The 26,503-nt window shown below is 63.1% G+C and carries 29 protein-coding genes; 13 read left to right on the top strand and 16 right to left on the bottom strand.

The window, feature by feature from the left end:
- Positions 1-121: 121 nt before the first annotated feature.
- Positions 122-418, top strand: coding sequence for a putative quinol monooxygenase (locus ACN0X7_RS10410; RefSeq protein WP_417516874.1), 297 nt, complete (start codon positions 122-124; stop codon positions 416-418).
- 94 nt (positions 419-512) lie between these two features.
- On the opposite strand, the gene ACN0X7_RS10415 is transcribed toward ACN0X7_RS10410, so the two are convergent.
- Both ACN0X7_RS10415 and ACN0X7_RS10420 read right to left on the bottom strand, forming a co-directional pair.
- Positions 513-1,010, bottom strand: a complete 498-nt coding sequence (locus ACN0X7_RS10415; RefSeq protein WP_417516876.1) for a copper chaperone PCu(A)C — start codon at positions 1,008-1,010, stop codon at positions 513-515.
- A gap of 56 nt (positions 1,011-1,066) precedes the next feature.
- Positions 1,067-1,501 (bottom strand): hypothetical protein, encoded by a 435-nt coding sequence (locus ACN0X7_RS10420; RefSeq protein ID WP_417516878.1) that lies wholly within the window; start codon positions 1,499-1,501, stop codon positions 1,067-1,069.
- Between the two features lie 59 nt (positions 1,502-1,560).
- Between ACN0X7_RS10420 and ACN0X7_RS10425 the strand changes: the two genes are divergently transcribed.
- Complete coding sequence (locus ACN0X7_RS10425; protein WP_417516880.1) at positions 1,561-2,679, top strand: glycine cleavage T C-terminal barrel domain-containing protein; 1,119 nt, start codon at positions 1,561-1,563, stop codon at positions 2,677-2,679.
- Positions 2,680-2,686: 7 nt separating this feature from the next.
- Here the strand turns inward: ACN0X7_RS10425 and ACN0X7_RS10430 are convergent, their stop codons facing one another.
- From ACN0X7_RS10430 to ACN0X7_RS10450, 5 genes are all read right to left on the bottom strand, one after another.
- Entirely contained in the window at positions 2,687-3,061 is a 375-nt protein-coding gene (locus ACN0X7_RS10430) for an Mth938-like domain-containing protein (RefSeq protein WP_417516882.1), read from the bottom strand.
- On the bottom strand, positions 3,061-4,005 hold the full coding sequence (gene secF / locus ACN0X7_RS10435) for a protein translocase subunit SecF (RefSeq protein ID WP_417516884.1): 945 nt from the start codon (positions 4,003-4,005) through the stop codon (positions 3,061-3,063). The genes ACN0X7_RS10430 and secF overlap by 1 nt, the downstream gene beginning before the upstream one ends.
- 13 nt (positions 4,006-4,018) lie before the next feature.
- The gene (gene secD, locus ACN0X7_RS10440; protein ID WP_417516886.1) at positions 4,019-5,626 is read right to left on the bottom strand and encodes a protein translocase subunit SecD; all 1,608 of its coding nucleotides are present in this window, start codon (positions 5,624-5,626) and stop codon (positions 4,019-4,021) included.
- A 49-nt stretch (positions 5,627-5,675) separates the two neighbouring features.
- A complete protein-coding gene (gene yajC / locus ACN0X7_RS10445) occupies positions 5,676-6,065 on the bottom strand; it encodes a preprotein translocase subunit YajC (RefSeq protein ID WP_417516888.1) in 390 nt (129 codons plus the stop codon).
- 125 nt (positions 6,066-6,190) lie between these two features.
- On the bottom strand, positions 6,191-7,699 hold the full coding sequence (locus ACN0X7_RS10450) for a UbiD family decarboxylase (RefSeq protein ID WP_417516890.1): 1,509 nt from the start codon (positions 7,697-7,699) through the stop codon (positions 6,191-6,193).
- Positions 7,700-7,780: 81 nt separating this feature from the next.
- On the opposite strand from ACN0X7_RS10450, the gene ACN0X7_RS10455 reads away from it, so the two are divergent.
- The 3 genes from ACN0X7_RS10455 (at position 7,781) to ACN0X7_RS10465 (ending at position 11,143) form a co-directional block, all read left to right on the top strand.
- Positions 7,781-8,899 carry a phospholipase gene (locus ACN0X7_RS10455; RefSeq protein ID WP_417516892.1) on the top strand — a complete coding sequence of 373 codons (1,119 nt, stop codon included), beginning with the start codon at positions 7,781-7,783 and terminating at the stop codon, positions 8,897-8,899.
- 96 nt (positions 8,900-8,995) lie between these two features.
- Positions 8,996-10,795 (top strand): translation elongation factor 4, encoded by a 1,800-nt coding sequence (gene lepA / locus ACN0X7_RS10460; protein WP_417516894.1) that lies wholly within the window; start codon positions 8,996-8,998, stop codon positions 10,793-10,795.
- Between the two features lie 30 nt (positions 10,796-10,825).
- Entirely contained in the window at positions 10,826-11,143 is a 318-nt protein-coding gene (locus tag ACN0X7_RS10465; protein ID WP_417516896.1) for an NIPSNAP family protein, read from the top strand.
- Between the two features lie 177 nt (positions 11,144-11,320).
- Here ACN0X7_RS10465 and ACN0X7_RS10470 read toward each other — a convergent pair whose 3' ends face one another.
- Positions 11,321-12,733 (bottom strand): pyridoxal phosphate-dependent decarboxylase family protein, encoded by a 1,413-nt coding sequence (locus ACN0X7_RS10470; protein WP_417516898.1) that lies wholly within the window; start codon positions 12,731-12,733, stop codon positions 11,321-11,323.
- A 91-nt stretch (positions 12,734-12,824) separates the two neighbouring features.
- Here ACN0X7_RS10470 and trxB point away from each other — a divergent pair, with 91 nt between their 5' ends.
- The 6 genes from trxB (at position 12,825) to ACN0X7_RS10500 (ending at position 18,519) form a co-directional block, all read left to right on the top strand.
- Positions 12,825-13,787, top strand: coding sequence for a thioredoxin-disulfide reductase (gene trxB / locus ACN0X7_RS10475; RefSeq protein WP_417516900.1), 963 nt, complete (start codon positions 12,825-12,827; stop codon positions 13,785-13,787).
- Positions 13,788-13,861: 74 nt separating this feature from the next.
- On the top strand, positions 13,862-14,752 hold the full coding sequence (locus tag ACN0X7_RS10480) for a LysR family transcriptional regulator (protein WP_417516902.1): 891 nt from the start codon (positions 13,862-13,864) through the stop codon (positions 14,750-14,752).
- A gap of 303 nt (positions 14,753-15,055) precedes the next feature.
- Positions 15,056-15,508 carry a GNAT family N-acetyltransferase gene (locus ACN0X7_RS10485; RefSeq protein ID WP_417516904.1) on the top strand — a complete coding sequence of 151 codons (453 nt, stop codon included), beginning with the start codon at positions 15,056-15,058 and terminating at the stop codon, positions 15,506-15,508.
- 53 nt (positions 15,509-15,561) lie between these two features.
- On the top strand, positions 15,562-16,311 hold the full coding sequence (locus ACN0X7_RS10490) for an SDR family oxidoreductase (RefSeq protein ID WP_417516906.1): 750 nt from the start codon (positions 15,562-15,564) through the stop codon (positions 16,309-16,311).
- Between the two features lie 111 nt (positions 16,312-16,422).
- Positions 16,423-16,875 (top strand): hypothetical protein, encoded by a 453-nt coding sequence (locus ACN0X7_RS10495; protein ID WP_417516908.1) that lies wholly within the window; start codon positions 16,423-16,425, stop codon positions 16,873-16,875.
- Positions 16,876-17,007: 132 nt separating this feature from the next.
- Positions 17,008-18,519, top strand: coding sequence for a replicative DNA helicase (locus ACN0X7_RS10500; protein WP_417516910.1), 1,512 nt, complete (start codon positions 17,008-17,010; stop codon positions 18,517-18,519).
- Between the two features lie 6 nt (positions 18,520-18,525).
- On the opposite strand, the gene ACN0X7_RS10505 is transcribed toward ACN0X7_RS10500, so the two are convergent.
- The 7 genes from ACN0X7_RS10505 to rpmH are packed head-to-tail and all read right to left on the bottom strand — an operon-like array spanning position 18,526 to position 23,152.
- On the bottom strand, positions 18,526-19,014 hold the full coding sequence (locus ACN0X7_RS10505) for a GFA family protein (RefSeq protein ID WP_417516912.1): 489 nt from the start codon (positions 19,012-19,014) through the stop codon (positions 18,526-18,528).
- A 3-nt stretch (positions 19,015-19,017) separates the two neighbouring features.
- Positions 19,018-19,911: an acetylglutamate kinase gene (gene argB / locus ACN0X7_RS10510; protein WP_417517208.1), complete on the bottom strand. Its 894-nt coding sequence runs from the start codon at positions 19,909-19,911 to the stop codon at positions 19,018-19,020.
- 50 nt (positions 19,912-19,961) lie between these two features.
- Positions 19,962-20,609 (bottom strand): ribosome biogenesis GTP-binding protein YihA/YsxC, encoded by a 648-nt coding sequence (gene yihA / locus ACN0X7_RS10515; RefSeq protein WP_417516914.1) that lies wholly within the window; start codon positions 20,607-20,609, stop codon positions 19,962-19,964.
- A complete protein-coding gene (yidC, locus tag ACN0X7_RS10520; protein WP_417516916.1) occupies positions 20,602-22,350 on the bottom strand; it encodes a membrane protein insertase YidC in 1,749 nt (582 codons plus the stop codon). The genes yihA and yidC overlap by 8 nt, the downstream gene beginning before the upstream one ends.
- A gap of 15 nt (positions 22,351-22,365) precedes the next feature.
- Positions 22,366-22,605 carry a membrane protein insertion efficiency factor YidD gene (gene yidD / locus ACN0X7_RS10525; protein WP_417517210.1) on the bottom strand — a complete coding sequence of 80 codons (240 nt, stop codon included), beginning with the start codon at positions 22,603-22,605 and terminating at the stop codon, positions 22,366-22,368.
- 20 nt (positions 22,606-22,625) lie between these two features.
- Positions 22,626-23,006, bottom strand: a complete 381-nt coding sequence (rnpA, locus tag ACN0X7_RS10530) for a ribonuclease P protein component (protein WP_417516918.1) — start codon at positions 23,004-23,006, stop codon at positions 22,626-22,628.
- A gap of 11 nt (positions 23,007-23,017) precedes the next feature.
- Complete coding sequence (gene rpmH, locus ACN0X7_RS10535; RefSeq protein WP_417516920.1) at positions 23,018-23,152, bottom strand: 50S ribosomal protein L34; 135 nt, start codon at positions 23,150-23,152, stop codon at positions 23,018-23,020.
- A gap of 161 nt (positions 23,153-23,313) precedes the next feature.
- Between rpmH and ACN0X7_RS10540 the strand changes: the two genes are divergently transcribed.
- Positions 23,314-24,732, top strand: coding sequence for a dihydrolipoyl dehydrogenase family protein (locus tag ACN0X7_RS10540; protein WP_417516922.1), 1,419 nt, complete (start codon positions 23,314-23,316; stop codon positions 24,730-24,732).
- Between the two features lie 43 nt (positions 24,733-24,775).
- Positions 24,776-25,690, top strand: a complete 915-nt coding sequence (locus ACN0X7_RS10545) for a crotonase/enoyl-CoA hydratase family protein (RefSeq protein ID WP_417516924.1) — start codon at positions 24,776-24,778, stop codon at positions 25,688-25,690.
- A 264-nt stretch (positions 25,691-25,954) separates the two neighbouring features.
- On the opposite strand, the gene ACN0X7_RS10550 is transcribed toward ACN0X7_RS10545, so the two are convergent.
- On the bottom strand, positions 25,955-26,389 hold the full coding sequence (locus ACN0X7_RS10550) for an Lrp/AsnC family transcriptional regulator (RefSeq protein ID WP_417516926.1): 435 nt from the start codon (positions 26,387-26,389) through the stop codon (positions 25,955-25,957).
- Positions 26,390-26,503 lie beyond the last annotated feature (114 nt).

Here is a 26,503-nt window from a genome sequence, read left to right on the forward strand (position 1 = left end):
GGCCTGCGCTGGGCCGAGTCAAGCGCTACATGGCGCGGCTCAATCTTTGAGCGCATGTATCATTTGTTCAGCACGCTTCTGATCAAGAACCATGCAAATCGAGACGGAACGGGAGAACATCATGCTGACCATCACCGCCATCATCCGCACGAAGAAGGGCCATGAAGCCGAAATGAGAGAAGGCCTGCTTGCCGTTGCCGCCAACGTGAAGGCGAACGAGCCGGATACCATCGGCTTCTTCATTTCCGAGGATCCGGCCGCGCCCGGCACCTTCACCACCTACGAGCGTTTCACCGATCAGGCCGCCATGGACCGGCACAACAACTCCGAGACGGTCGCGAAATTCTTCGCCATCGCCGAGCCGTTGCTCGACGGCGAGGTCACACTCCTGACCTGCGAAGAGATCTCTGCCAAATAGGCCGCTGATCGGCGTCGAACCTCAGCCATCTTCCCCGCAGCCGGCACATACACCGCGCTGCAGGGAATCAGCAGCACTCACGGGGCTGGAACGGTCACGGCTTCTTCTCGCCGTGTCCGTCATGCTTCGTCTCGGCCCCTGAGCCGCGTTCCTCGATCGACAGCTCGACATCGACTTCGCCTGCCTTCTCGAAGATCAGCGTAACCGTCTTCTTCTCACCGGCTTTCAGCGGCGCTTTCAGCCCCATCAGCATCAGGTGCAGTCCGCCCGGCTCCAGCTTCACGGTCTCGCCTGCGGGCAGTTCGATCTTCTCGACGGGCCGCATCATCATCCTGCCGTCCTCGTGCAGGTGGGTGTGAAGTTCGTTGCGGGCCGCGAAGTCCGACGTCACACCGATCAGCGCATCCGCCTCGCCCGCGTTTTCCAGCGTCAGGAACCCTGCACCGTTCGGCACCTTGCCGATGCTGGCAAAGGCATAGGGGTGCCCGATGGTGATATCCCCGGCCTTGTATTCATGGGCGGCAGTGACGCTCGCCAGTATCAGGATGACGGTGGCGATCAGGTGACCGGCCAAAAAATTCTGTTTGCTCATTTTTTCTCTCGCTCCGGACCGCGACGGCCCCTTCGGTTCAGTGTTCTTGTCGAAACTCAGATGGTTGCGACAGACACCGGCGGCGCACGGGGCGAAATGGCGGATCGGGCCAGCAGCGACGCCTCGAAATCCGCTTCGATGATGGCGGCAGGCAGACGTTCGGTCAGGCTGGCGGGCAGCAGAAGTCCTGCCTCTGCCGTCTGCACGTCCGTACCGCAAACCAGCGAACAGGCCGGGCATTCGGACGGCGTGGCATTGCCGTCTCCGGAGGCATCCGCCTCCCCGGCGAAGTCGATGCTCCGGACCTCGATACCGTCTGGCGTGCAGATCGGAATCAGGAATGACGACTGCGCCGTCGATACCGTTCCCGGGGGGAACTGGAGCGCGCAGGACACCCAGAACGCCGCATGCAGCAGCATCGCGATGACCGCAAAAGAGGCCACCATGGGCTGTATGTCGCGCAAACCCTTCATCACGACGCAATCTGGCATTCCCAGCCGCTCCGATCTATGCGTCAGATTGCGCAACAGACGGCCAGCGGGAAACGATCATGACGTTCGACATCAGCTACAACGCGCGTATCCGGAAATCACCCTTCTTCGACTGTACGGTCGCCGACGGGGTGAAGGCCTTCACCACCTATAACCAGATGCTGATGCCTGCCCACTACGGCGATCCCGAAGGGGAATACTGGCGGCTGATCGACGGTGTTTCCATGTGGGACGTGTCGGTCGAGAGGCAGGCGCAGATCAGCGGTCCGGATGCAGCGCGCATGACGCAGCTTCTGGTCCCGCGCGACGTCTCGAAGATCAGGATCGGACAGGGCCGTTATGCCCCGATCTCCGACGCGCAGGGACGGTTGCTGAATGATCCCGTGCTGCTGAAGCTGGACCACGACCGCTACTGGCTGTCTCTGGCCGACAGCAACATCTGGCTGTGGGCGCGCGGGGTCGCCTACGGTCTGGGTCTCGATGTCGAGATCACCGAACCGGACGTGTCGCCGCTGGCCATTCAGGGACCGAAATCCTTTGACGTCACCGCCTCCATCTTCGGCGACTGGGTCCGGAGCCTGGCCTATTTCGCGTTTCACGAGACGGTCATCGCGGGGATCCCGGTCGTCGTGGCCCGGTCCGGCTGGAGCCATCAGGGCGGCTTCGAGATCTATCTGAAGGATGGCACGCGCGGGAAAGATCTCTGGAACCTCGTCAAGGAAGCCGGGCAGCCGTTCGACATCGGTCCGGGCACGCCCACGACGGTGGAGCGTGTCGAAAGCGGATTGCTCTCCTACGGCACCGATACAAGGCCGGACACCAACGGCCTCGAACTGGGACTGGGCAAGTTCATCAATCTGGACATGGAACCGGATTTCGTGGGCAAGTCAGCGCTGCGCCGGATCCGTGACGAAGGCATCGCCCGCCGCCGAACCGGTCTCTTCATCGACGGCGAGAGGCTGCCTACAGCGGAGGAACACTGGCCGGTGCTGGCGGATGGCGAGCAGGTCGGTGTCTGCACCATCGCCGTGTTCTCCTTGCGCCTGCAGCGGAACATCGCCATCGCGATCATCGAGAACACGGTGCCGGACAGCGCTTCATACAGCGTCGAGACACCTGACGGGACGCGTGAGGCGACCGAAACCCCGCTGCCGTTCTGCACGCCCGGGCGGGTCTGACCCGGAATCAGATGGCGATCAGCGCCGCAGCGACCTTGCGGTCCTCGGCCATCAGCACGTTGTAGGTCCGGCAGGCCGCGCCCGTGTCCATCGGATCGACGGAAATGCCATGTTCCTTCAGCGCGGCCCGAAGGTCCGGCTTGACGAAGGCCATGGATGATCCGCAGCCCAGCAACAGGACCTCGATGGCATCCGCGCGTTCGATGATAGGCGCGAGACTGCCGGATTCCAGCGCGCTGATCTCCGCCACGTCCCAGCCCACGGTCGCGTCCGGCGTCACGATGATTGATCCGTCGTAACGCTGCCCGGTCACACGGAACCCGCCGTCGCCATAGGCCTCCAGAACCTGGCGGCCTGCCGGAATGTCCGGCATCAGGTCCATCAGACGGTCTCCGGTTCTTCTTCCGCTTCCTCGTCGTCGCGCGCGCCACGCTGCAGGCCCAGCATCAGAAGCAGGGGCGCCGCGATGAAGATCGACGAATAGGTGCCGACCAGGACACCCCAGATCAGCGCCGCCGAGAACCCGCGAATGACCTCGCCGCCGAAGAAGAACAGCGCGAACAGAGCCAGCAGGGTCGTGACCGAGGTCATGACGGTACGCGACAGCGTGTCGTTGATGGACAGCGACAGCAGTTCGCTGAGCGGCATCTGCTTGTACTTGCGCAGGTTTTCCCGGACGCGGTCATAGACGACGACGGTATCGTTGATCGAATAGCCGACGATGGTCAGGATCGCCGCGACCGAGGCCAGATTGAACTCGATCCGCGTGATCGCGAACAGGCCGATGGTCAGGATCACATCGTGCACGATGGCGACGACGGCACCCGCCGAAAACTGCCATTCGAAGCGCAGCCAGATGTAGAGCAGCATGGCGACGACGGCCGTCAGCACAGCGTACAATGCGGATTCGACCAGCTCACCGGAGACCTTCGGACCGACGAATTCGACACGGCGGTAGGAAATGCCCGGGTTCTCAGGTTCCAGCGCTGCCTTGACGGCATCGACGGCGGCAAGCTGGGCCTCCGCTTCGCCTTCCTGACGTTCGATACGGATCAGCACGTCGTCGCTGGCTCCGAACTCCTGCAGCGCAACCTCGCCAAGACCGAGCCCGCCAAGGGTGGAACGCATCGCGGATATGTCCGCAGGACCTTCCGTGCCGACCTCGATCAGGATACCGCCTTCGAAATCGATGCCGCGATTGAGGCCCATGCCGAAGAAGAGCCCTGCCGACAGCAGGATCAGAGCCGCCGAGATCGCAATTGCGATCATGCGGAACTTCATGAAGGGAATGCTGGTGGTTTCCGGAACCAGCTTGAGACGCATCATGTGCTGGCTCCAGTCAGACGGTGAGCGTGGAAGGCCGCTTGCGACGCAGCCAGGTGGCGATGATCAGGCGGCTCAACAGGATCGCCGTGAACATCGAACTGATGATGCCGAGTCCCAACGTGACGGCGAAGCCCTTCACCGGACCGGAGCCCATGGTGAACAGGATCGCGGCGGCAAAGCCCGTGGTGACATTGGCATCGACGATGGTCGTGAAGGCACGCTTGTAGCCGGCCTCGACTGCATTCAGCGGCGAGCGGCCATTGCGAAGTTCTTCGCGGATACGCTCGAACACCAGCACGTTGGCATCGACCGCCATGCCGATGGTCAGAACGATACCGGCGATACCCGGCAGGGTCAGCGTCGCCTGCAGGCTCGACAGCGCACCCAGGATCAGGAACAGGTTGGTGATCAGCGCCGTGTTCGCCGCCAGGCCGAAGACCGGGCCGTAGGCAATGAACATGAAGACGATGACGGCGATAAAACCCAGGATGCTGGCCAGCTTGCCGGCGGCGATCGAATCGGCACCCAGGTCCGGACCGACCGTCCGCTCTTCCAGGATGGTCAGCGGTGCCGGCAGCGCACCCGCGCGCAGCAGGATCGCCAGTTCGTTGGCGGACTGGACGGTGAAGCCGCCGGTGATGATGCCCGATCCCTGCAGGATGGGGGAATTGATGCGCGGCGCGGAAATGATCCTGTCATCCAGCACGATGGCGAACAGGCGATCGACATTTTCCAGCGTGGTCTTGCCGAACTGCTTGGCACCGACACTGTCGAAACGGAAGGACACGACGGGCTGGCCCTGATCGAAGGTCGGCTGCGCGTCCACCAGATGCTCACCGGACACCTCAACCTTCTTGCGGATCACATAGGGGATCGGCTGGCCGCCCTCGGTCTCGGGTTCCTGGAACAGTTTCATCGAACCCGCAGGCACCTTGTCGGCGAAAGGATCGGCCTGCATGTCGACCAGATGGAAGCTCATCTTCGCGGTCGTGCCGACGATCTTCTTGAGCGTCTCGGCGTCAATACCCGGGGCCTGAACGATGATCCGGTCACTGCCCTGCTGCTGGATGGTCGGTTCGGAGACACCCAGTTCATCGACACGGCTGCGCAGGATTTCCACCGACTGCTGAACGACCGAGGTCAGACGTTCCTGAACGCCGGCATCGGTCAGGGTCGCGCGAACGGTGCTGCCGTCGTTGGTGACCTCGACTTCGGGCCCACCGGTACCGACGAGGCCGGCATTGCTGCCGGAATTGGCGATGTCGCGCACGATTCCGAGAACCTGATCCATTCGCGCGGGGTCGCGCACCTCGAACGAGACCGTCAGGTCATCGACGCGAAATCCCGAACGCTGGATCCGCGGACGGACTTCACGCAACTGGTTGCGGATGGATTCGACGATGTCGGTCAGGCGATCCTCGATCACCGCCTCGCTGTCGACTTCCATCAGCAGATGCGAGCCACCCTGCAGGTCGAGACCCAGGTTGATCGACTGGTTCGGCAGCCAGTCGGGAATGGAATCCCGCGTCCTCTGGTCCACGAAGTTGGGTGCCGTGTAGATCAGCCCCAACAGGCAGATCACGGTGATCACCGCGACCTTCCATTTCTCGAAATGCAGCATTCAGCGAACCGCCTGTCCTGGTCTCAACGCACCGGTCGTCAGATCCGGCCTATTTCTTCAAGCCAAGCTTGCCCATGATGCCGCCGCTCTCGCCGTCGGACTTGCCGGCCGGCGTGGTATCGTTCGCGGCAGGCGCGGACTTCGACCGGACATCCGACAGGGTGCCCTTGACGACATTGATGCGGACACCTTCGGCGACTTCGATCTGGATCGTGTTGTCGTCCTTGACCTTGGTCACCTTGCCCATGATGCCGCCGCCGGTCACGACATCATCGCCACGGCGCACATTGTCGACCATCGCGCGGTGTTCCTTGGCCTTCTTCTGCTGCGGACGGATCAGCAGGAAGTAGAAGACGACGAAGATCAGGATCAGCGGAAGGAAGGTCATCAGCCCTCCGCCGTCGCCGCCGGACTGTGCATAGGCGGGTGAAATCCACATGTAAGGGCTCCATCATAGAAGGGAGGCTGGTCAGAAGGGCGGACGCAGCCGGAACCTTCTCCAAAAAGTGCCCGGAATATAACCGGGAACGCGCCGATTTCAACCGGTTGAGATCGGCAATCGGCCTACTTCCATATCGGCTTGCCCGAACCCGGCAGGCCCAGCCGCGACCACTTCTCCGTGACCGTCTCGATCACATCGTCGGTCATGCGGATCTCCGTGCCCCATTCGCGCTTCGTCTCCGGGTGCCATTTGTTCGTTGCATCCAGCCCGATCTTCGAGCCCAGGCCGTCTTCGGGACTGGCGAAATCGAGGTAATCGATCGGCGTGTTCTCGACCAGCGTGATGTCCCGCGCCGGATCCATCCGGGTCGAGATGGCCCACATCACGTCCTTCCAGTCGCGCGCGTCGATGTCGTCATCCACGACGATCACCCATTTCGTGTACATGAACTGGCGGAGATAGGACCAGACGCCCAGCATCACGCGCTTGGCGTGGCCGGGATAGGCCTTCTTCATCGAAACGACGGCGATGCGATAGGAACAGCCCTCGGGCGGCAGCCAGAAGTCGGTGATCTCGGGGAACTGCTGGATCAGCAGCGGCACGAAGACCTCGTTCAGCGCCTCGCCCAGCACCGACGGTTCGTCGGGCGGGCGGCCCGTGAAGGTGGACAGGTAGATCGGATCCTTGCGCCGTGTGATCGCAGAGACCGTGAACACCGGGAACTTCTCGACCGCGTTGTAATAGCCGGTGTGATCGCCGTACGGCCCCTCGTCGGCATACTCTGTCAGGCTGACATGACCCTCCAGCACGATCTCGGCCTCGGCGGGTACCTTCAGCGGCACGGTCTGGCAATCCACCAGATCGACCTTCCTGCCGCGCAGCAGCCCGGCGAACTGATATTCGGACAGTGTGTCCGGGACCGGCGTGACGGCGGCCAGAATGGTGCCCGGATCGGCACCGATCACCACGGCGGCAGGCAGCGGTTCCGGGTTCTCTTTCGCCCAGCGCTGATGATGCTGCGCCCCGCCCCGGTGCTTCAGCCAGCGCATGATCGTCCTGTTCTTCCCGATCACCTGCATCCGGTAGATGCCCAGATTGAAATCGTCCGTGCCCTTGCCCGACGGTCCCTTGGTCACCACCAGCGGCCAGGTGATCAGCGGCGCCGGCTCGCCCGGCCAGCAGGTCTGCACCGGCAGGCTCGACAGGTCGATCTGGTCACCGGTCTGGATGACGTCGTGAACCGGACCGTATCCCTTCGTGCGCGGTTTCATCGCCAGTACCGTTTTCAGCAGGGGAAACTTGTCGATGGCATCACGCAGCCCCTCGGGCGGGGTCGGCTGGCGCAGGAACGCCAGCATCTCGCCGACGGCGCGCAACTCCCCAGGCTTGCGGTCCATGCCCATAGCGACGCGATCAACCGTACCGAACAGGTTCACCAGAACCGGCATCTCCGCCGCAGAACCATCCGGGTTGCGCGCGTTCTCGAAAAGGACCGCCGGACCGCCCTCGGCCAGCAGACGGGTCTGGATCTCGGTCATTTCCAGTTCGGTGGAGACGGGCTCGGTGACGCGCACCAGATCACCGGCCTGTTCCAGCCGGTGGATGAAATCGCGCAGGGATTGATCGGGCATGTTCGTCCTGTCATTTGCCGCAGCTTCCGGCGACAATCGACCAATTCCATGTTCCTGTCATCTCCCGGAGGGTGAGACCAGATGTCCGAAGATGGCGACGAGCAGGCCGGCGAAGCGTCGACAGCCGATGCGAACGGCGCACGCTTATCGGCGATCCTGCAACCGCTGCTGCCCAGCCTCGAACGCCTGTCGCTGATCTCACGTCACCTGCATCCGGCGACCATCGAGGCTGTGGTCAACAGCCGGGGTGCAGCAGGGGACATGCTGCACGAAGCGCGCACCGCCCCCTCCCCGTGGCCCGAGAACCTCGCACCGCTGGGCGCGCAGCTCGACCGGTCTGCGGATCAGGTTCTCGCCGCGTTCGACGAACTGGCACAGGCCCCCGGTGCCGAACAGCCTGTGTTCCAGGCCTACAAGGCATTGCGTCGCCTGCCCCGCGCGCTGGAGGCGCTGTATCCGGTCGCCGGTTTTCTGGCACCGGTGAGCCGGTTCTTCCTGGAACCGGAAAGCCGGAACGATGAAGCGCTGGTTCAGTCCCTTTCCGGCGTTGCGCCCGATGGCACCGGCGTGCAGGCCTACGGACCGGACCTCGACAGCCGCGAGACCGTCTGGACCTATGTCCCGGAGAACCACGATCCCCGCCAGCCCTGCCCGCTGATTGTCGCCCTGCACGGCGGCGCGGGCCGGGGCCGGGGTTTCCTGTGGAGCTGGCTGCGCACGGCACGCAGTCACGGGGCGATTGTGCTGGCACCGACGTCGCTGGGCAGCACATGGGCCCTGCAGGGCGATGACATCGACACGCCGCATCTGAAGCGCGTCGTCGAGTTCGCGCAGGGCCGCTGGTCCATCGACCCCGCGCGCATGCTGCTGACCGGCATGAGCGACGGGGGCACCTTTTCCTACGTCTCCGGCCTGCTGGCCGACTCACCGTTCACGCATCTGGCGCCCTTCTCCGCGGCCTTCCATCCGATGCTGGGTGCGTTCGCCGATGCGGACAGGGTCCGCGGCCTGCCCGTCCACATCGTCCATGGCACGCAGGATTGGATGTTCCCAGCCGACATGGCCCGACAGGCGCATGAATGGCTGAAAGGTGCCGGTGCCCGCGTGACCTATCGCGAGATCGAAGACCTGAGTCACACCTACGCGGCGGACCTGAACAGCAGCATCATCGAATGGATGAACGCCAGCGCAGCGGGATGATCCGGCCTGCAAGGGAAACCGTCCGCGAAACCCGAAGCCCGTGTGGGCTGAAATGCCCATGGACGGCACCCTTGGAAGCCACTAAATAGCGGCTTCATGAACCCGAAAAACATCCGCAATTTCTCGATCATCGCCCACATCGACCACGGCAAGTCGACGCTGGCCGACCGGCTCATCGAAATGACCGGCGGCCTGCAGAGCCGCGAGATGCAGGAGCAGGTGCTCGACTCCATGGACCTGGAGCGCGAGCGCGGCATCACCATCAAGGCGCAGACCGTGCGCCTGCTGCACAAGGCGAAAGACGGCGAGATCTATCAGCTGAACCTGATCGACACGCCCGGCCATGTCGATTTCTCCTATGAGGTCAGCCGCAGCCTTTCAGCCTGTGAAGGCGCGTTGCTGGTGGTCGATGCCAGTCAGGGTGTGGAGGCGCAGACCCTCGCCAACGTCTATCTGGCGCTGGAGAACGACCTCGAAATCCTGCCGGTGCTGAACAAGATCGACCTGCCGGCCGCCGAACCGGACCGGGTGAAGGAGCAGATCGAGGACGTGATCGGCATCGATGCGTCGGACGCCATCGGCATCTCCGCCAAGACGGGCGAAGGCGTGCCGGACGTGATCGAGGAACTGATTGCCCGCATTCCGCCGCCCCAGGGCGATCCGGACGCGCCCCTGAAGGCCCTGCTGGTGGACAGCTGGTACGATTCCTACCTGGGCGTCATCGTGCTGGTCCGGCTGCACGACGGCATCATGAAAAAGGGCCAGAAGATCAAGATGATGTCGTCCGGTGCCACGCATCAGATCGACCGCGTCGGTGTCTTCAGCCCCAAGATGGCGACCGTCGATGAACTCGGCCCCGGCGAGATCGGCTTCTTCACCGCCTCCATCAAGACCGTGGCCGAAACCAATGTTGGCGACACGATCACGCTGGAAGGCAAGCCGACCGCGACCGCCCTGCCCGGCTTCAAGCCGTCGATTCCCGTCGTGTTCTGCGGCCTGTTCCCCGTGGACGCGTCCGACTATCAGGACCTGCGCGACAGCCTCGCCAAGCTGCGCCTGAACGATTCGAGCTTCCATTTCGAACCGGAAAGCTCTGCCGCGCTGGGCTTCGGCTTCCGCTGCGGTTTCCTGGGCCTGCTGCACATGGAAATCGTGCAGGAACGGCTGGAGCGCGAATTCGACCTGGACCTGATCACCACGGCCCCGTCGGTGATCTTCAAGCTGCACATGACCGACGGCACGCTGACGGAACTGCACAACCCGGCGGACATGCCCGATCCCGTGAAGATCGAAGCCATCGAGGAACCCTGGATCAAGGCGACGATCCTGTGTCCGGACGATTACCTGGGTCAGGTGCTGAAGCTGTGCGAGGAGAAGCGCGGCATTCAGGTGAACCTGACCTATGCCGGCAGCCGCGCCATGGTGGAATACGAACTGCCGCTGTCGGAGATCGTATTCGACTTCTACGACCGGCTGAAGTCGGTCAGCCGCGGCTATGCCAGCTTCGACTACGAGATGATCGGCTATCGCGAAGGCAACATGGTCAAGATGTCGATCCTGGTGAACGCGGAGCCCGTCGATGCGCTGGCGCTGGTCGTGCACAAGGACCGGGCCTACGAGCGCGGACGGATGCTGTGCGAACGGCTGAAGGACCTGATCCCGCGCCAGATGTTCAAGATCCCGATCCAGGCCGCCATCGGCGGTTCGGTGATCGCGCGCGAGACCATCGCCGCGCTGCGCAAGGACGTGACGGCCAAGTGCTACGGCGGCGACGTGACCCGCAAGAAGAAGCTGCTGGAAAAGCAGAAGGCGGGCAAGAAGCGCATGCGCACCTACGGCAAGGTCGACATCCCGCAGGAAGCCTTCATGGCCGCCCTGCGCATGGGCGACGAGTGATCAGAAACGACCGAGTCCCGGGAGGACCGCATGCCGATCTACGAACTCCGCACCTATACGCTTCACACCGGCAAGCTTGGCGAGGCCGTCGAGCTCTACAAGACCATCGGCTGGCCTGCCCTGCAGAAGCATCCGGAAAAGCTGGTCGGCTATTTCACCGGCGATGTCGGCGCGATGAACAAGATCATCCACATCTGGAAGTTCGATGACGACGCCGACCGCCGCGCCTTCTGGGCCGGGGTGTTCTCCGACGACGAGTTCATGAAGTTCGCGGGCAAGTTCCGCCCGCTGGTCCTCACCCAGGAAAACCAGCTGATGCTGAACGCCCCCTGGGGCCCGACGCCCTGACAGCCGCTGGTTCAGTCCAGTCCTTGACTGAATCGCCAACGCTCCGACTGTCACCCGCGGCTTGTCCGGAGGCCCTTCCGACGATCCGGCGCGCGCATGGTTCGTGATCAGCTCATTGCCCCCGCACAGGGCGGGGGTGACGAACTGTGCTTCGGACCGACCAAAGGTAACGCGCACCTACAGGGATCGCGCCGTCTTCCTGATCAGTTCCCACGCCGCCTCAATGTGGCGGGCTTCGGTGCGCGCCTGACCGATCGCGATGCGAATGGCGTAGCGGCCATGCACCCGGTTCGGTGTGACATAGGCTTCGCCGGAATCGTTTAGCGCGTTCAGCAGACGCTCGTTCAGGCCATCGACAGCTTCCTCGTCCGGACCGGACGGCGCGTAGCGGAAATTCAAAAGCGAGAGGACGCGCGGCGCGACCAGTTCGAAATCCGGCTCTGCCGCAATCCTCGCCTCCAGCGTCTCGGCCAGGGCGATATGCCCCCGCAGGAACGCCTGCAGGCCCTCGACGCCATAGCTGCGCAGCACGAACCAGAGCTTCAGCGCGCGGAATCGCCGTCCCAGCGGCACGCCCCAGTCCCGATAGTCGATCACCTGCCCGGTCTCGCGGCTTTGCAGGTAGGTCGCATCGATGGCGAAGGTGCGGATCAGCGCCTCCGGGTCGCGGACGTAGTGGGCCGCGCAGTCGAAGTTGGTCAGCAGCCACTTGTGCGGATTGAAGACCAGACTGTCGATCGTCTCCTGTCCTTCCAGCATCCAGCGATATTCCGGCAGGATCAGCGCGGACCCGGCCCATGCGGCATCGACATGGAAGAAGATGCCGTGGCGTCTGCAGATGTCGCCGACGGCCCTGATGTCATCGATGGCGCCCACGCCGGTCGCGCCCAGCGAGGCGACGACGCAGGCGGGCACGCGCCCCGCCGCCTTGTCTTCCAGAACAGCGGCTTCCAGAGCTTCCGGGACAATGGCGAAGGTCTCGTCCACCGGGATCTTGCGCACGTTGCGGCGACCGTAGCCGGCGATCTTCGCGCCCTTCTCGGTCGACGTGTGGGTTTCCGATGAGCAGTAGGCGACCAGTTCCGGCCCGCCGCTCAGCCCGTTCTCGTTGCTGTCGAATCCCGTCGCCTTCTCGCGCGCGGTCAGCAGCGCGCAGAGGATGGCGCCGGAAGCCGAATCCTGGATCACGCCGGTGAAGCCTTCGTCGAGACCGATCATCCGGCGCAGCCAGTCCAGGACACGGGTCTCCATCTCGGTCGCGGCGGGGGACGTCTGCCACAGCATGCACTGCGCGCCGATGGTCGCCGTCAGCATCTCGGCCAGTACCGACGGCGGGCTGGAGTTCGCCGGGAAATAGGCGAAGAAGGACGGGTGCTGCCAGTGCGTGACGCCGGGCAGGATGTCACGCTGGAAATCCGCCATGATCTGCTGCATCGGCTCGCCCGCCTGCGGTGCTGTCGCGGGCAGTGCCGAGGCAATCTCGCCCGGTGCCGTCTGCGCGCGCACCGGGCGTTTCTCGATGCCGGAGAGATAGTCGGCCATCCAGTCCACCATCTGGTGCGCATGGCTGCGGAATTCGTCGATATCCATGATACTCTCCCGGACTTGATCGCCGCGAACTTGACATGTCGGGCGGTCTGACGAAATAGGTGCGTCTCACCGATCAACGCAGGACAGACCCATGGCCGAAACAATCGCGACAAAAGTACTGATCATCGGCTCCGGTCCTGCGGGATGCACCGCCGCCATCTATGCCGCGCGGGCCGGGCTTGAACCGGTGATGGTCCATGGTATCCAGCCCGGCGGTCAGCTGACCATCACGACCGACGTCGAGAATTACCCGGGGTTCGCCGACGTCATCCAGGGGCCCTGGCTGATGGAGCAGATGGAAAAGCAGGCGGCCAATGTCGGTACACGGATCATCCATGACATCGTCGCCGATATCGATCTGTCCAGGCGGCCCTTCACCGCCAAAGGCGATGGCGGCAATACCTACGTCGCCGACAGCCTGATCATCTCGACAGGCGCGTCCGCCAAGTGGCTGGGCCTGCCCAGCGAGCAGAAGTTCCAGGGTTTCGGTGTGTCGGCCTGCGCGACCTGCGACGGCTTCTTCTACCGGGGCAAGGAAGTCTGCGTCGTCGGCGGCGGCAACACGGCGGCCGAGGAAGCCCTGTTCCTGACCAATTTCGCATCCAAGGTCTGGCTGGTGCACCGCCGCGATTCGCTGAAAGCCGAGCACATCCTGACCACGCGGGTGCTGGAACACCCGAAGATCGAAGTGGTCTGGGACCATGTGCTGGACGAGGTGCTGGGCGATACCGATCCGCTCGGCGTCACCGGCGTGCGTCTGAGAAACGTCAAGACCGATCAGACGCGCGAGATACCGATGCACGGCGTCTTCATCGCCATCGGGCACGATCCGAACACGTCGCTGTTCAAGGGGCAGATCGACATGGATCAGGAGGGATATATCCTGACCCGTCCCGGTTCCACAACGACCAGCGTCACCGGCGTTTTTGCGTCGGGCGACGTGCAGGACAAGATCTACCGTCAGGCCGTCACGGCGGCCGGGACGGGCTGCATGGCCGCGCTGGAAGCCGAGAAATTTCTTGCCGAAGCGGAAATGGCCGAAGCCGCCGACTGATCGTTTTTCAGTCAAACTGACCATAAGCTTCGCTTTTTGCTTGTCGATTTCGGTGCGGCGGATATTTTCGCCCTATGGACTGGGACAAGCTGCGCATATTTCACACCGTCGCCGACGCGGGAAGCTTCACGCATGCCGGGGAGTTGCTGAACCTGAGTCAGTCGGCGGTCAGCCGGCAGGTCAGCGCGCTTGAGGACAGTCTGCGTACAACGCTCTTCCGCCGCCACGCCCGCGGCCTGATCCTCACCGAACAGGGCGAGTTGCTCTACAAGACGGCGCGCGAGGTTTTCTCCAAGCTTGCCATGGCCGAGGCCATGCTGACCGATGCGAAGGAGAAACCGCGCGGCGATCTGACGGTGTCGACGACGGTCGGCCTTGGCTCCACCTGGCTGACCCCGCGCATCCGCGAGTTCATCGAGGCCTATCCCGACATCTCGGTGCATCTGGTCCTGACCGACGGCGAGGTCGATCTGACGATGCGCGAGGCGGACATCGCCATCAAGCTCTGGCCGCCAACCCAGCCCGATCTGATTCAACGCAAGCTGATGGCGGTGAATTTTCACCTCTACGCGTCGCCTGAATACATCAAGCGGCGCGGCATGCCGAAGCGCGCCGAGGATCTGGACAAGCACGACCTGATCACCTACGGCGCGGACATGCAGAGTCCCGTCCCCGCCAGCAACTGGACCATAGAGCTTGGCGCCTCGCCGGACCGGCCGCGCGAACCCGTGCTGACCGTGAACAATGTCTACGGCCTGCTTCTGGCCGTCGAGAGCGGTCTGGGGATCGCTGCCCTGCCCGACTATATCGTTCAGGATCAGAGCCAGGCCGTACGCGTTCTCGACGAGGTCGCCGGACCGAGCTTCGATACCTATTTCGTCTATCCGGAAGAGTTGCGGAATTCCAAGCGCATCGGCGTTTTCCGCGACTTCCTGATCCGGAAAGTGAATGAGACACAGTTCTAACTGATGCAAAATTGTTACATCTGCTGATCAATGCTTTTGCATTAAAAATTTCATCTATTAAATCAATAACTTGAAGACATGCGTGTGACGCATGGCAAAAGTCTGCCTGTATCACTTTATTTCACCAGTCCCCGGCACTAAATCTCGGTCATCAGATGTTGCATCGCAATATCGACGGGCAACCTTCGGCGCCTCCCTGTCGAACGTTGTCCGACGTCTCTTGAGACGTGAAGCCTCCCTGTTAGACTCGGCGGGTTCCTGGTGAACCCGCCTTTTTTCTGTCTGGAGGTTGGAACAGGCGTCATGGGAGTCCGCCCCGCCCGTCCTGACGAACACGCGCAACTGACCGACCTCGCCCTGAGATCCAAGGCGCACTGGGGCTATTCGGAAGACTTCATGGCCGCCTGCGTCGATGAATTGACCCTGACGCCGGCGCTGATTACCGAACGGATGATCCTGCTGCTTGAAGACGAGTCCGGCAGGATCCTTGGCATGGGCGGACTGGCCTGGGATGAAGGCGTTCTGGAAGTCTGCGACATGTTCGTCGAGCCGGCCCACATCGGCAAAGGCGCGGGCAAGGTGATCTTTCAGGCCCTGGTCGAAGCCGCCAGGAAGACCGGCGCTTCCGGCCTGCGCATCGATGCCGATCCGAATGCGCTGCCCTTCTATCTGAAAATGGGTGCGCGGCAGACCGGCAGTGCGCCGTCCGGGTCCATCGCCGGACGCCGGATACCGCGGCTGATTCTCGACCTGTAGCATTCCCCGCCAACCGCCCTATCCTGTCAGCCAGTCAGACTGGGGAGGATTGGATGACGGACGTGAAGACAGCATGGGTAACCGGTGCCGGAACGGGCATCGGACAGGCGGGGGCGCTGGACCTTGCAAGACGCGGCTACACGGTGATCGTCAGTGGCCGGCGCAGGGAACCGCTGGAAGACACGGCCAGCCAGATCGAAGCGGCGGGCGGCACCTGCATCATCGAGCCGCTGGATGTCGCCGATTCGGACGCCTGCGCCGCCGTGGCCGGGCGCATCAACGACAGGTTCGGCCGGCTCGATGTTCTGGTTGCCAACGCCGGACTGAACGTGAAGGACCGCCATACCGATGTGCTGACCGTGGCGGACTGGCGAAAGGTGATCGATGTGGACGTGAATGGCGTCTTTCACTGCATTCATCCCATGCTGCCGATCATGCGGGCCCAGGGCGGCGGGCTGATCATCAACGTGTCGTCATGGGCCGGACGCTGGCCCGCCTATCTGGCCGGTGCCGCCTACAACGCCGCCAAGCATGCCGTCAGCGCCATGAACGAGTTGATCAACATGGAGGAAGGCGAGAACGGGATTCGCTGCACGGCGCTCTGTCCGGGAGAGGTCTACACCCCCATCATGGAAGCGCGCCCGGTTCCGCCGTCGCTGGAGGAGAAGAAGAAAATGGTCCAGATGGCCGACATGGGCGATGTCATCGGCTATCTGGCCGGCCTGCCGCCGCACGTGTGCATCAACGAACTGGTCATCAGCCCCACCCACAACCGCATCTATGCCGCCGGCAAGGTGCGCTGACGGACCGGGCACCCGGAACCTCCGGGGCTGATCTATTTGGCCGCAGAGGTTCTGGAAACCGTTTTTCCGCTTCCCATATCCGGCCTGTAGCAACCGGAAGGAACGGAAAAAATGATCAAGAAAAAGATGACCTTCGCCGCAGCGGCCCTCGCCGCCTCTCTTCTGATGCCGGTGGGCGCATCTGCGGAAAGCCAGACCAAAACGCAGGACGACATGACCTTCAGCGAGCAGGTCGAACAGTCATGGGAAAATTTCAAGGATTTCACGGTTGAACAGAAGGACGCGGCCATCGCAGCCGGCCGCGACATGATCGCCGCGATCGACCGCCAGATCGAGAAGCTGACCGCGGAATCGGAGGAAGCGACCGACGAGATCAAGGCGGAGAACAGCGAGGAGATTTCGCGGCTGGAAAAACTCCGCGATTCGATCGCCGAGCAGCTGGAAGCCGCCGGTGAGGCCACGGCCGACACCTGGGATGCCTTCAAGGAAGCGGTCGGGGATGCCGTGGAATCGGTGCGCGAAACGTTCCGCGATGAGGAGAAGGTCGACGAAACGAAGACCTGAGCCAGATACCGGTCATCCACACAACCATCCACCTGTGGATAAATCTGTCCCCGCTTTCAACAGCGGGGACAGTCGTTTCAGAGACTGAATTGAAACCCGTCCAGGGGCACCTTGTGCTAGTCTGCACCCATCATGTCAGACAACATTGCCCCCTTCCCCGGTGACACGCCGGACGTCGCATCCGAGACCGAGACGCCCAAGGTCCTGCCGCACAATCTGGAAGCAGAACAACAGCTTCTCGGCGCGCTGCTTTACAACAACGACACCGCCTCGCGGGTGCTGGATTTCCTGAAGCCGGAGCATTTCTTCCAGCCCCTGCACGGGCGCATCTATGAAGCCATCCTGACGCTGATTGAGCGCGGTGAACTGGCCAACCCCGTGACCCTGAAGATGCGGTTCGAACAGGACGCGGCCATCGCCGAACTCGGCGGGCCCGGCTATCTGGTCGACCTGACGGCGCGCGCAGTGAACATCATCCGCGCCGAGGAATATGCGCGCATTCTCTACGACCTGTTCCTGCGCCGGGAGATCATCCTGCTGAGCGAGGACATGGCCGAACGCGGGCGGACCGCCGACCTGACGGACGGCGCCACCGCACAGATCGAGGATGCGGAGTCCCGGCTGTACACGCTCGCCGAGGCCGGCGAGGCCAAGAACGACTTCCGGTCCTTCAAGGTCGCCATCGGCGAGAGCCTTGACCGGATCGAGGCCGCTTACAAGCGCGAGGGCCAGCTCGTCGGCGTGACCACGGGGCTGCGCGATCTGGACCAGAGGCTGGGCGGGCTGCATCGCACCGACCTGCTGATCCTCGCCGGACGTCCGGGCATGGGCAAGTCGGCCCTGGCGATGACCATCGCCCTGAATGCCGCCCGTGCCTATCGTCCGATCTACAATGAGGCAGGCGACATCGTCGATGCCGAGGGTGCCGTGGTCGGCGTGTTCAGCCTGGAAATGAGCCGCGAGCAGCTGGCGACGCGTATCGTCTCCGAGCAGACGCGGATCAGTTCCAATGATCTGCGCACCGGGCGGATCGACAAGTCCGCCTTCATGAATCAGGTCGTGCCCGCCACGCAGGAACTGAACGACCTGCCCCTCTTCATCGACGACACACCCGCCATATCGATCGCGCAGCTCCGTTCCCGCGCCCGCCGGCTGAAGCGTCAGCATGGTCTCGGGCTGATCATCATCGACTATATCCAGTTGATGCGCCCCTCCGGCCAGAAGCGGACCGAAAACCGCGTGCAGGAGATCACCGAGATCACACAGGGCCTGAAGGCCGTCGCCAAGGAACTGAATGTGCCCGTGCTCGCCCTGTCACAGCTCTCGCGGCAGGTCGAACAGCGCGACGACAAGCGGCCCCAGCTTTCGGATCTGCGCGAATCTGGCTCCATCGAGCAGGACGCCGACGTGGTGATGTTCGTCTATCGCGAGGCCTATTACGCGCAGAAGGACAAGCCGGACGAGGAGAATTTCGCCGAGGTCGAGAAGTGGCAGGAAAAGATGGCCGCGATCTACAACCGCGCCGAATGCATCATCGGCAAACAGCGCCATGGCCCGACCGGCACGGTCGATATATTCTTCGAACCCGAATTCACCATCTTCCGCGATCTGGACACGCACCACGATCCGGGTGACATCAGGTAGACCCTGTCACCCACTCAACCCGAGTCGGTCGTGCCAGGCTGCAATGCTTTCGTCAGGATAGCGGCCGTGGACCCTGTCGTCAGGGCCCGGTGACAGATGCACCCAGTCCGGCTTGAAATCGACCATCAGGTGTGTGCGTTCCGGCGGTGTGGGCAAGGGCGTGTCGATCACGGCGGCCAGCGGATGAAGCTGGTCCGGCCAGCGGGAATCCCAGAGCCAGAGGTGTGTGCCGCACGCCACGCAGAAATTCCGCTCGGCGTTTGAGAAACTGACGTTTCCGGTGTCGTCGTCTTCAAGTCGTGCGCGATAGACCTTCAGGTTTTCTCCGCCCTCCACCGTGAGCGTATCGAAGTCGGCGCCCAGATTGATCGCCGCGCCCCCGCCCCCGTTCAGTTTGCGGCAGATACCGCAGTAGCAGACATTGAACGGATACGAGTGGCGGCTCTCAACCGTGAAACGGACCGCCTTGCAGTGACAGGATCCCTCAAGCCGCATCTTTCAACTCTCTTCGGTCAGCGTGTCCTCGCGGCGGATCATGGTGCCCACGCCATGCTCGGTGAAGGTCTCCAGCAGAACGACGTTCTCGACCCGACCGTCCAGAATGGTGGCGGATCCGACGCCCGCCTTGACGGCGTCCAGGCAGGTCTCGATCTTCGGGATCATCCCGCCGGTGATGGTGCCTTCCGCCTGCATCACCAGGACATCTTTCGGTGTCAGGACGGGCACCAGCTTGCCCGACTTGTCGAGCACCCCGGCCACGTCCGTCAGCATGATCAGCTTCGCCGCGCCCAGCGCCGACGCAATGGCGCCTGCCGCCGAGTCCGCGTTGATGTTGTAGGTTTCGCCGTTCTTTCCCACACCGATGGGCGCGATCACGGGGATCAGCGAATCCAGATCGATGGCGTTGAAGATATCGGGGTTGATGTGGCGCGGCTCGCCTACGAATCCCAGGTCGAGGATGCGTTCGATGTTGGAATCCGGATCGCGTTTCGACCGGGTGAGCTTTCGGGCCTGGATCAGGTTGCCGTCCTTGCCCGACAGGCCGATGGCCATGCCGCCCGCCTGCTGAATCGACGAGACGATCTGCTTGTTGATCGATCCGGCCAGCACCATCTCCACGACGTCGACCGTCTTGCGGTCCGTGATGCGCAGCCCATCGATGAACTCGCTGACGATTTCCAGCCGCTCCAGCATGGCACCGATCTGCGGTCCGCCGCCGTGGACGATAACCGGGTGAATGCCCACCTGCTTCAGCAGGACGATATTCTCGGCGAAGGCCCTGGCAAGATCGTCATTGCCCATGGCGTGGCCGCCATACTTGATCACGAAGATTTCGCCCGAGAACCGGCGGAGATAGGGCAACGCCTCCTGCAGTGTGGCGGCCTTCTTCATCAGTTCGTCGTTCACGGTGCGAATCCCCCCGGCTCGTTTCTTGTGCGCCGTTATAACCTCTGAGCGGGGGATGTCGCCAGCATTGCCAGTTCCGCACGCAGTTCGGCGATACCGTCGCCCTTCTCGCTGCTGGTCGCGAACAGTTTCGGATAGGCGGCCACGTGCGGACGCAGCCGCTCCCCGGTCGCCGCCAGCAGCTTCTCCAGTTGCCCGGACTTCAGCTTGTCGGTCTTGGTCAGCACCACCTGATAGACCACGGCGGCCTTGTCGAGCATCGACATGAAGTCCTCGTCCGATTCCTTGATCCCGTGCCGCGAATCAATCAGCAGATTGATCCGCATCAGGTTGGGCCGGCCCTTGAGATAGGCCCTGATCAGGCGCGTCCAGGCCTCCACGGCCGCCTTCGGTGCCTTGGCGAAGCCATAGCCGGGCAGATCGACCAGCATCAGGCGGCCGTCGAGGTCGAAGAAGTTCAACTGCTGGGTCCGGCCCGGCGTGTTGGACGTCTTGGCCAGCGCCTTGCGCCCGGTCAGCGCGTTGATCAGGCTCGACTTCCCCACATTGGAACGACCGATGAAGGCCACTTCCGGCAGTTCAGTGCCGGGCAGCTGCTGCAGGTGCGCGACGCTCAGCAGGAAGCGGCATTCCGCCGCGAACAGCAAACGGCCTTCTTCGATGTCCGGCTGGTCGTCAGTCACCGGTCTTCGCGGTGGTCAGCTTCGCGTTCGTGCGGCGCATGATGAAATACTGCTGCGCGATCGAAAGCAGGTTGTTCACCGTCCAGTAGATCACCAGGCCCGCCGGGAACCGCGCCAGGAAGAAGGTGAACACGATCGGCAGCATCATCATGATCCGGGCCTGCATCGGATCAGGCGGCTGCGGGTTGATCTTCTGTTGCGCAAACATCGACAGACCCATCAGGATCGGCCAGACGCCGAGATGCAGCAGTTCCGGCGTATCCCAGGGGATCAGCCCGAACAGTTCGAACAGGTTCGTCGGGTCGGGCGCCGACAGATCGTTGATCCAGCCATAGAACGGCGCGTGGCGCATCTCGATGGTCACGAACAGCACCTTGTAGAGCGCGAAGAACACCGGGATCTGCAACAGGATCGGCAAACACCCGGACACCGGATTCACCTTGTTCTTCTTGTAGAGCGCCATCATCTCCTGCTGCAGCTTCATCTTGTCGTCGGGATAGCGCTCGCGCAGCTTCACCATCTCCGGCTGCAGGGAGCGCATCTTGGCCATGGACACGTAGGACTTCCAGGCCAGCGGCAGGAACAGGAACTTCACGACGAAGGTGACGGCAATGATCGCCAGTCCGAAATTCCCCAACAGCGAATAGAAGAAATCGATGGCGTGGAAGAAGGGACGGGTGAGGAATTCGAACCAGCCCCAGTCGATGGCCTTGTCGAAAAGCTTGATACCGAGAAACTCCTCGTATCCGGAGATCAGATCGACTTCCTTGGCGCCCGCGAACAGCAGGGTTTTGCTCGATTCCGACGCCCCAGGCTGCACCACCAGCCCGTCCGCCACGAAGTCCACCTGATACTTGTCGACGCCCCGTTCCGCCCAGTGACGGAAACCGCCTTTGAAGCCGGGCTGCTGTTCCGGAATCAGCGCGGCCATCCAGTACTTGTCGGAAATCCCGATCCAGCCGCCGCCGGGCGAACTCTCTTCGATCACGCCGTCGGCTTCATCGCGCAGATCGGAATAGTCGAGTTCCATCTTCTTCTCGAAGACGCCCAGCGGCCCTTCGTGCAGGATGAAGAAGTCGCTGATCTCGGGCGTTCCCAGCCGCCGCACGCGGCCATAGGGATAGACGGTCACGGGTTCGCCACGCGCGTTCCGGACCGAGTGCGTGATCGAGAACATGAAGTTCTCGTCAACCTCGAACCGCTGCGTGAAGGTCAGGCCTTCGCCGTTGTCCCAGGTCAGCGTGACCGGCGTGTCCTCGGACAGCGTGTCGCCGTCGGCCTGCCAGACCGTGTCGGGGCCGGGCGCGGTGATCCCCTGGCCGCCGATCAGCCAGCCGACCTCGGCGAAATAGGGCGTCGGAGCATTTGCCGGATTGAACAGTTCCACCGGCGGCGACGCCGGATCGACGGTCTGGTGGTAATCCGTCAGCGTGATGTCGTCAAAGCGCGCGCCCTGCAGGCGGATCGAGCCCGTCATCCGGCTGGTCCGTATGGCAATGCGGTCGGATGAATCCAGGACGGCGGCCCGATCCTGCGGCGTGTTCAGCGACGGCAGTCCCGTCGTGCTGGGCGTCGGAACGCCGGTTGAAGGCACCACGGGGCCATTCGCGCCGGGCTGCTGGTTCTGCGCCTCCTGTTGAGGCGGCGTGGGGTCCGGATCGGGTCCGAAGAAGTACTGCGAGCCGAAGAGGATCGCGACCGAGATCAGGATGGCAAGCAGCAGATTGCGTTGTTCAGGCATTCGGAACGCGATCCTTCAGCAGTTGTCTTGGAGGCCCGACCGACGGACGGCGGGCTCGGGAACGGGGTCGAAACCATGGCCGCCCAGCGGGTGACACCGGGACACACGGCGGAAGGCAAGCCAGCTGCCTTTCAAAGGCCCATGCTTCTCCAGCGCTTCCAGCGCGTAGGCGGAACATGTCGGCTGATAGCGGCAGTTCGGTCCCAGCCAGGGTGAAATCACATACCGGTAGAACCGGATCGGGATCTGCAACATGGCGATCAGCAGGCGGCGGATCACGACGCACGGCCTTCGCGCAGCAGCCCCAGACGCTTCAGTGAAAAATGAAGATCATCTTCCAGATCGCTGAAATTTCGATCTATTGTCGCCGGGCGCGCAATCAGAACGTAATCATGATCGGGTGCGGCCTGACGTTTCAGCACGGAATCGGTAATGGCGCGAAGGCGACGTTTCGCACGGCTGCGGCGAACCGCATTGCCGACTTTCTTCGATGCGGTGAAACCGACGCGCATGTCAGGCCTGCTCTCTCCGTCCGGTTGGGCCAGCTGTTCCGGCATGGGCTGAGCCTGCAGAACCAGTCCCGTAGACGCTGACTTGAGTCTGGTGCGGCTGAGCCTGAGAAAATCGGCCCGCTTCTTCAACCGGCCGACCCGCATTGTGCCAGCCCTCAGGCCGACAGTTTCTTGCGGCCCTTGGCGCGACGAACACGCAGGATGCGCTGGCCACCTACAGTCGCCTTGCGGGCGCGGAAGCCATGACGGCGCTTACGCACAAGATTGCTCGGCTGAAAGGTACGCTTCACGACAGGCACTCCTGGATGAATGATTGTATCGCCCGCAGGTTTGCCCGCAGGTTCGGAGAGCCGGTGTATATTGGCCGGTCACAGCCAAGTCAACCACAGTGAGCTTCAATTTTGCGGGGTGCCCGCTAGGTTGTCATCACCACTTCATCAGGAGCAGTTGCATGACCGACCGCATAGAAACAGACCTCTGCATCATCGGCGGGGGATCCGGCGGTCTGAGCGTGGCTGCCGGGGCCGCACAGATGGGCGCGCCGACCGTCCTGATCGAGGGCGGCAAGATGGGTGGCGACTGCCTGAACTATGGCTGCGTACCCTCGAAATCGCTGCTGGCTGCGGGGCACTACGCCAGCGCCTGGAAGGGCAGCGCGCGGTTCGGTGTCGAGATGGGTGAGCCGAAGGTCGATTTTGCCCGCGTCAACGACCACGTTCGGGACGTGATCGCCGGGATCGAGCCCCACGACAGCCAGGAGCGGTTCGAGGGCTTTGGCGTGAAGGTCTTCCGCGACAAGGCGCGCTTCGTGTCCGCCAACGAAGTCCAGACCGGCGACACCGTCATCAAGGCGCGCCGCATCGTGGTTGCGACAGGCTCCTCGCCCGTCGCCCCGGCGATCCCCGGGCTGGACCAGGTCGATTATCTGACCAACGAAACCCTGTTCGACAACCGCGAACTGCCCGGTCACCTGATCATCATCGGCGGCGGCCCGATCGGCATGGAAATGGCTCAGGCACACGCAAACCTGGGCGCGCGGGTCACGGTTCTGGAAGCCCGCAAGGCCTTTAGCAAGGACGACCCCGAGCTGGCATCCATCGCCCTGGATGGCGTACGCGAAAGCGGTGTCGTCATCCGCGAAGGCGTTTCCATCGCGCGGGTCGAACCCGGTCCCGCCGTCGTGCTCGAAGACGCGGGCGGCACCGAGGAGCGCATCGAAGGCACGCACCTGCTGGTCGCCGCCGGTCGCAAGGCGAACGTGGAAGGCCTGGATCTGGCGAAGGCCGGAATTGATTTCACCGACCGCGGCATCAAGGTGGACAAGGGCCTGCGCACGACGAACCGGAAGGTCTATGCCATCGGCGATGTCGCGGGCGGGCTGCAGTTCACCCATGTCGCGGGCTATCACGCCGGACTGGTGATCCGCAGCGCCCTGTTCCGCCTGCCGGTCAGCAACGACACCAGCGCCACCCCGTGGGTCACCTACACCGATCCCGAACTGGCGTGGGTCGGAATGCAGGAAGACGACGCCCGCAAGCAACATGGCGACAGCATCGAGACCCTGACATGGGGCTTCGACGAGAACGACCGCGCGCGCGCCGAACGCCGCACCGAGGGCCGCGTGAAGGTCGTCGTCCACAAGGGCAAGCCGATCGGCGCAGGCATCGTCGGCGTACATGCGGGCGAACTGATCGGCCCCTGGGTGCTGGCCATCAGCAAGGGGCTGAAGCTGTCGGACATGGCCGGGTTCATCGCCCCCTACCCCACGCTGGGCGAGGTCAACAAGCGCGCCGCCGGGAGCTACTACACACCGAAACTGTTCTCCGACCGCACCCGCATGGTCGTCAAGTTCCTGCGCATGTTTGGCTAGCCGGTGGCGGTGGCCTATTCTGCCCGAAAGGGGAGACTGAAGCATGGCACTGTCACAGGAACACATCAGCTATGAGACGGAAGACGGGCGGGCGCGGATCACGCTGAACCGGCCCGAGAAACGCAATGCCCTGTCGATCGCGCTGCTGAAGGAGATGCATGACGCGCTCTGGGAAGCCGACAACGACAAGGACGTGCACTGCGTGATCCTGCGCGGGGCGGGCAAGTCTTTCTCCGCCGGCTACGACCTGACGCCCGGGTACAACGCCACGGCTGCGGGCGCGGACGAGGGCAAGACCTATCGCAACGGCGGGATCTATGCGAACCCGACCATCGACGACGACATCTGGCGGCTGGAACAGGGCCAGCGGCTGCGCATGGCGCTGTTCGACATGCACAAGCCGTCCATCGCCCAGGTCCACGGATACTGCCTGGCAGGCGGCACCGACATCGCCCTGCTCTGCGACATGGTGATCGCCGCCGACGACGCGACCATCGGCTTTCCGCCCGCCCGCGACCTAGGCTCCCTGCCCAACCAGATGTGGCTCTACAACTGTGGGCCCCAGTGGGCCAAGCGCCTGCTGCTGACGGGCGACACGGTGACCGGCGAGGAAGCCGCCCTGATCGGACTGGTGCTGAAATCGGTGCCTGCCGACCTGCTGGAGGCAGAGGTCGAGGGACTGGCGACACGCATGTCGAAGATCGATCCGGACCTGCTGGCCGCCAACAAGCGCATCGTCAACCTGGGGATCGAACTGATGGGCGGACGCACCCTGCAGCGCATCGCCGCCGAGAACGATGCACGCGGGCACCTGGCGCCCGGCACGCTGGCGTTCCGCAAGAATGCCCAGGAAAAGGGTCTGAAGGCGGCCCTGAAGGAACGCGATGGCGACTTCGGCGACGGCCGTGCCCGTGTCCGCGGCCCAGAAACCCGCGATGAGAACGGCAAGCTGATCTAGACGCTCCCGGCGAACGGTGCCATGCGGACCGGCCGATGAGGCCCATGGACCGCAGCAACTGTTTGAGCGGTCCCGCATCTGATCGAAACGACCAGACGCACAGAGAGTCACCCCCGCCGTGCGGGGGCAGCGGACGACCCGGCGAACGGCGCGCGGGCCGAATACGCAGCAAGGCCCCGGGATAAACCGGGGGTGACGGTCCGGGAGTCGGCGATTCAGTCAGGGAAGAGGCTGCTCCAGTACGGCGGGCATGGTCAAAGCCGATCAGGCCCGGTTGAGCAGCAGGCTGGTTTCGCTGTTCAGCACGCCGGGCGTATCCCTGATCTGGCGCAGCACGCGGTCGAACGCGGGCAGTGAATCCGCACTGATCTCGGCAACCAGATCCCAGGATCCGTTGGTCGCGTAGAGCTGCTCGATTTCGGGAATGGCCTGCAGGGCGCGCGTCACCTGCCGGGACATGGAACCCTGCAATTCGATGGTCGAGATCGCGCGGATCGACTGCCGGTCTTCCAGATCGGTTTCGATGGTGAAGCGCCGGATGGTTCCGCTCTCGACCAGACGTTCCAGCCGCGCTTTGGCCGTGGCTCTGGATACGCCGACGGCAGCAGCGAGTTCCGTGATCGACGCGCGGGCATTGTGCTTCAGTTCCGCCAGCAGCTTCCGGTCTGTCTGTGTCAGTTCGATTCCCGCATCCCTCAAATTGCTTTCTTGATTGATCAAAATGATAAGTGATCTGACGAGTTTGCACAATATTACCCCTCCCACGGATCAGGAAAAGGCCCGACATTGAACGACAGATACATGGGAGCGCAT

It is taken from the genome of Minwuia sp., assembly GCF_048263705.1.
Classification (GTDB): domain Bacteria; phylum Pseudomonadota; class Alphaproteobacteria; order Minwuiales; family Minwuiaceae; genus Minwuia.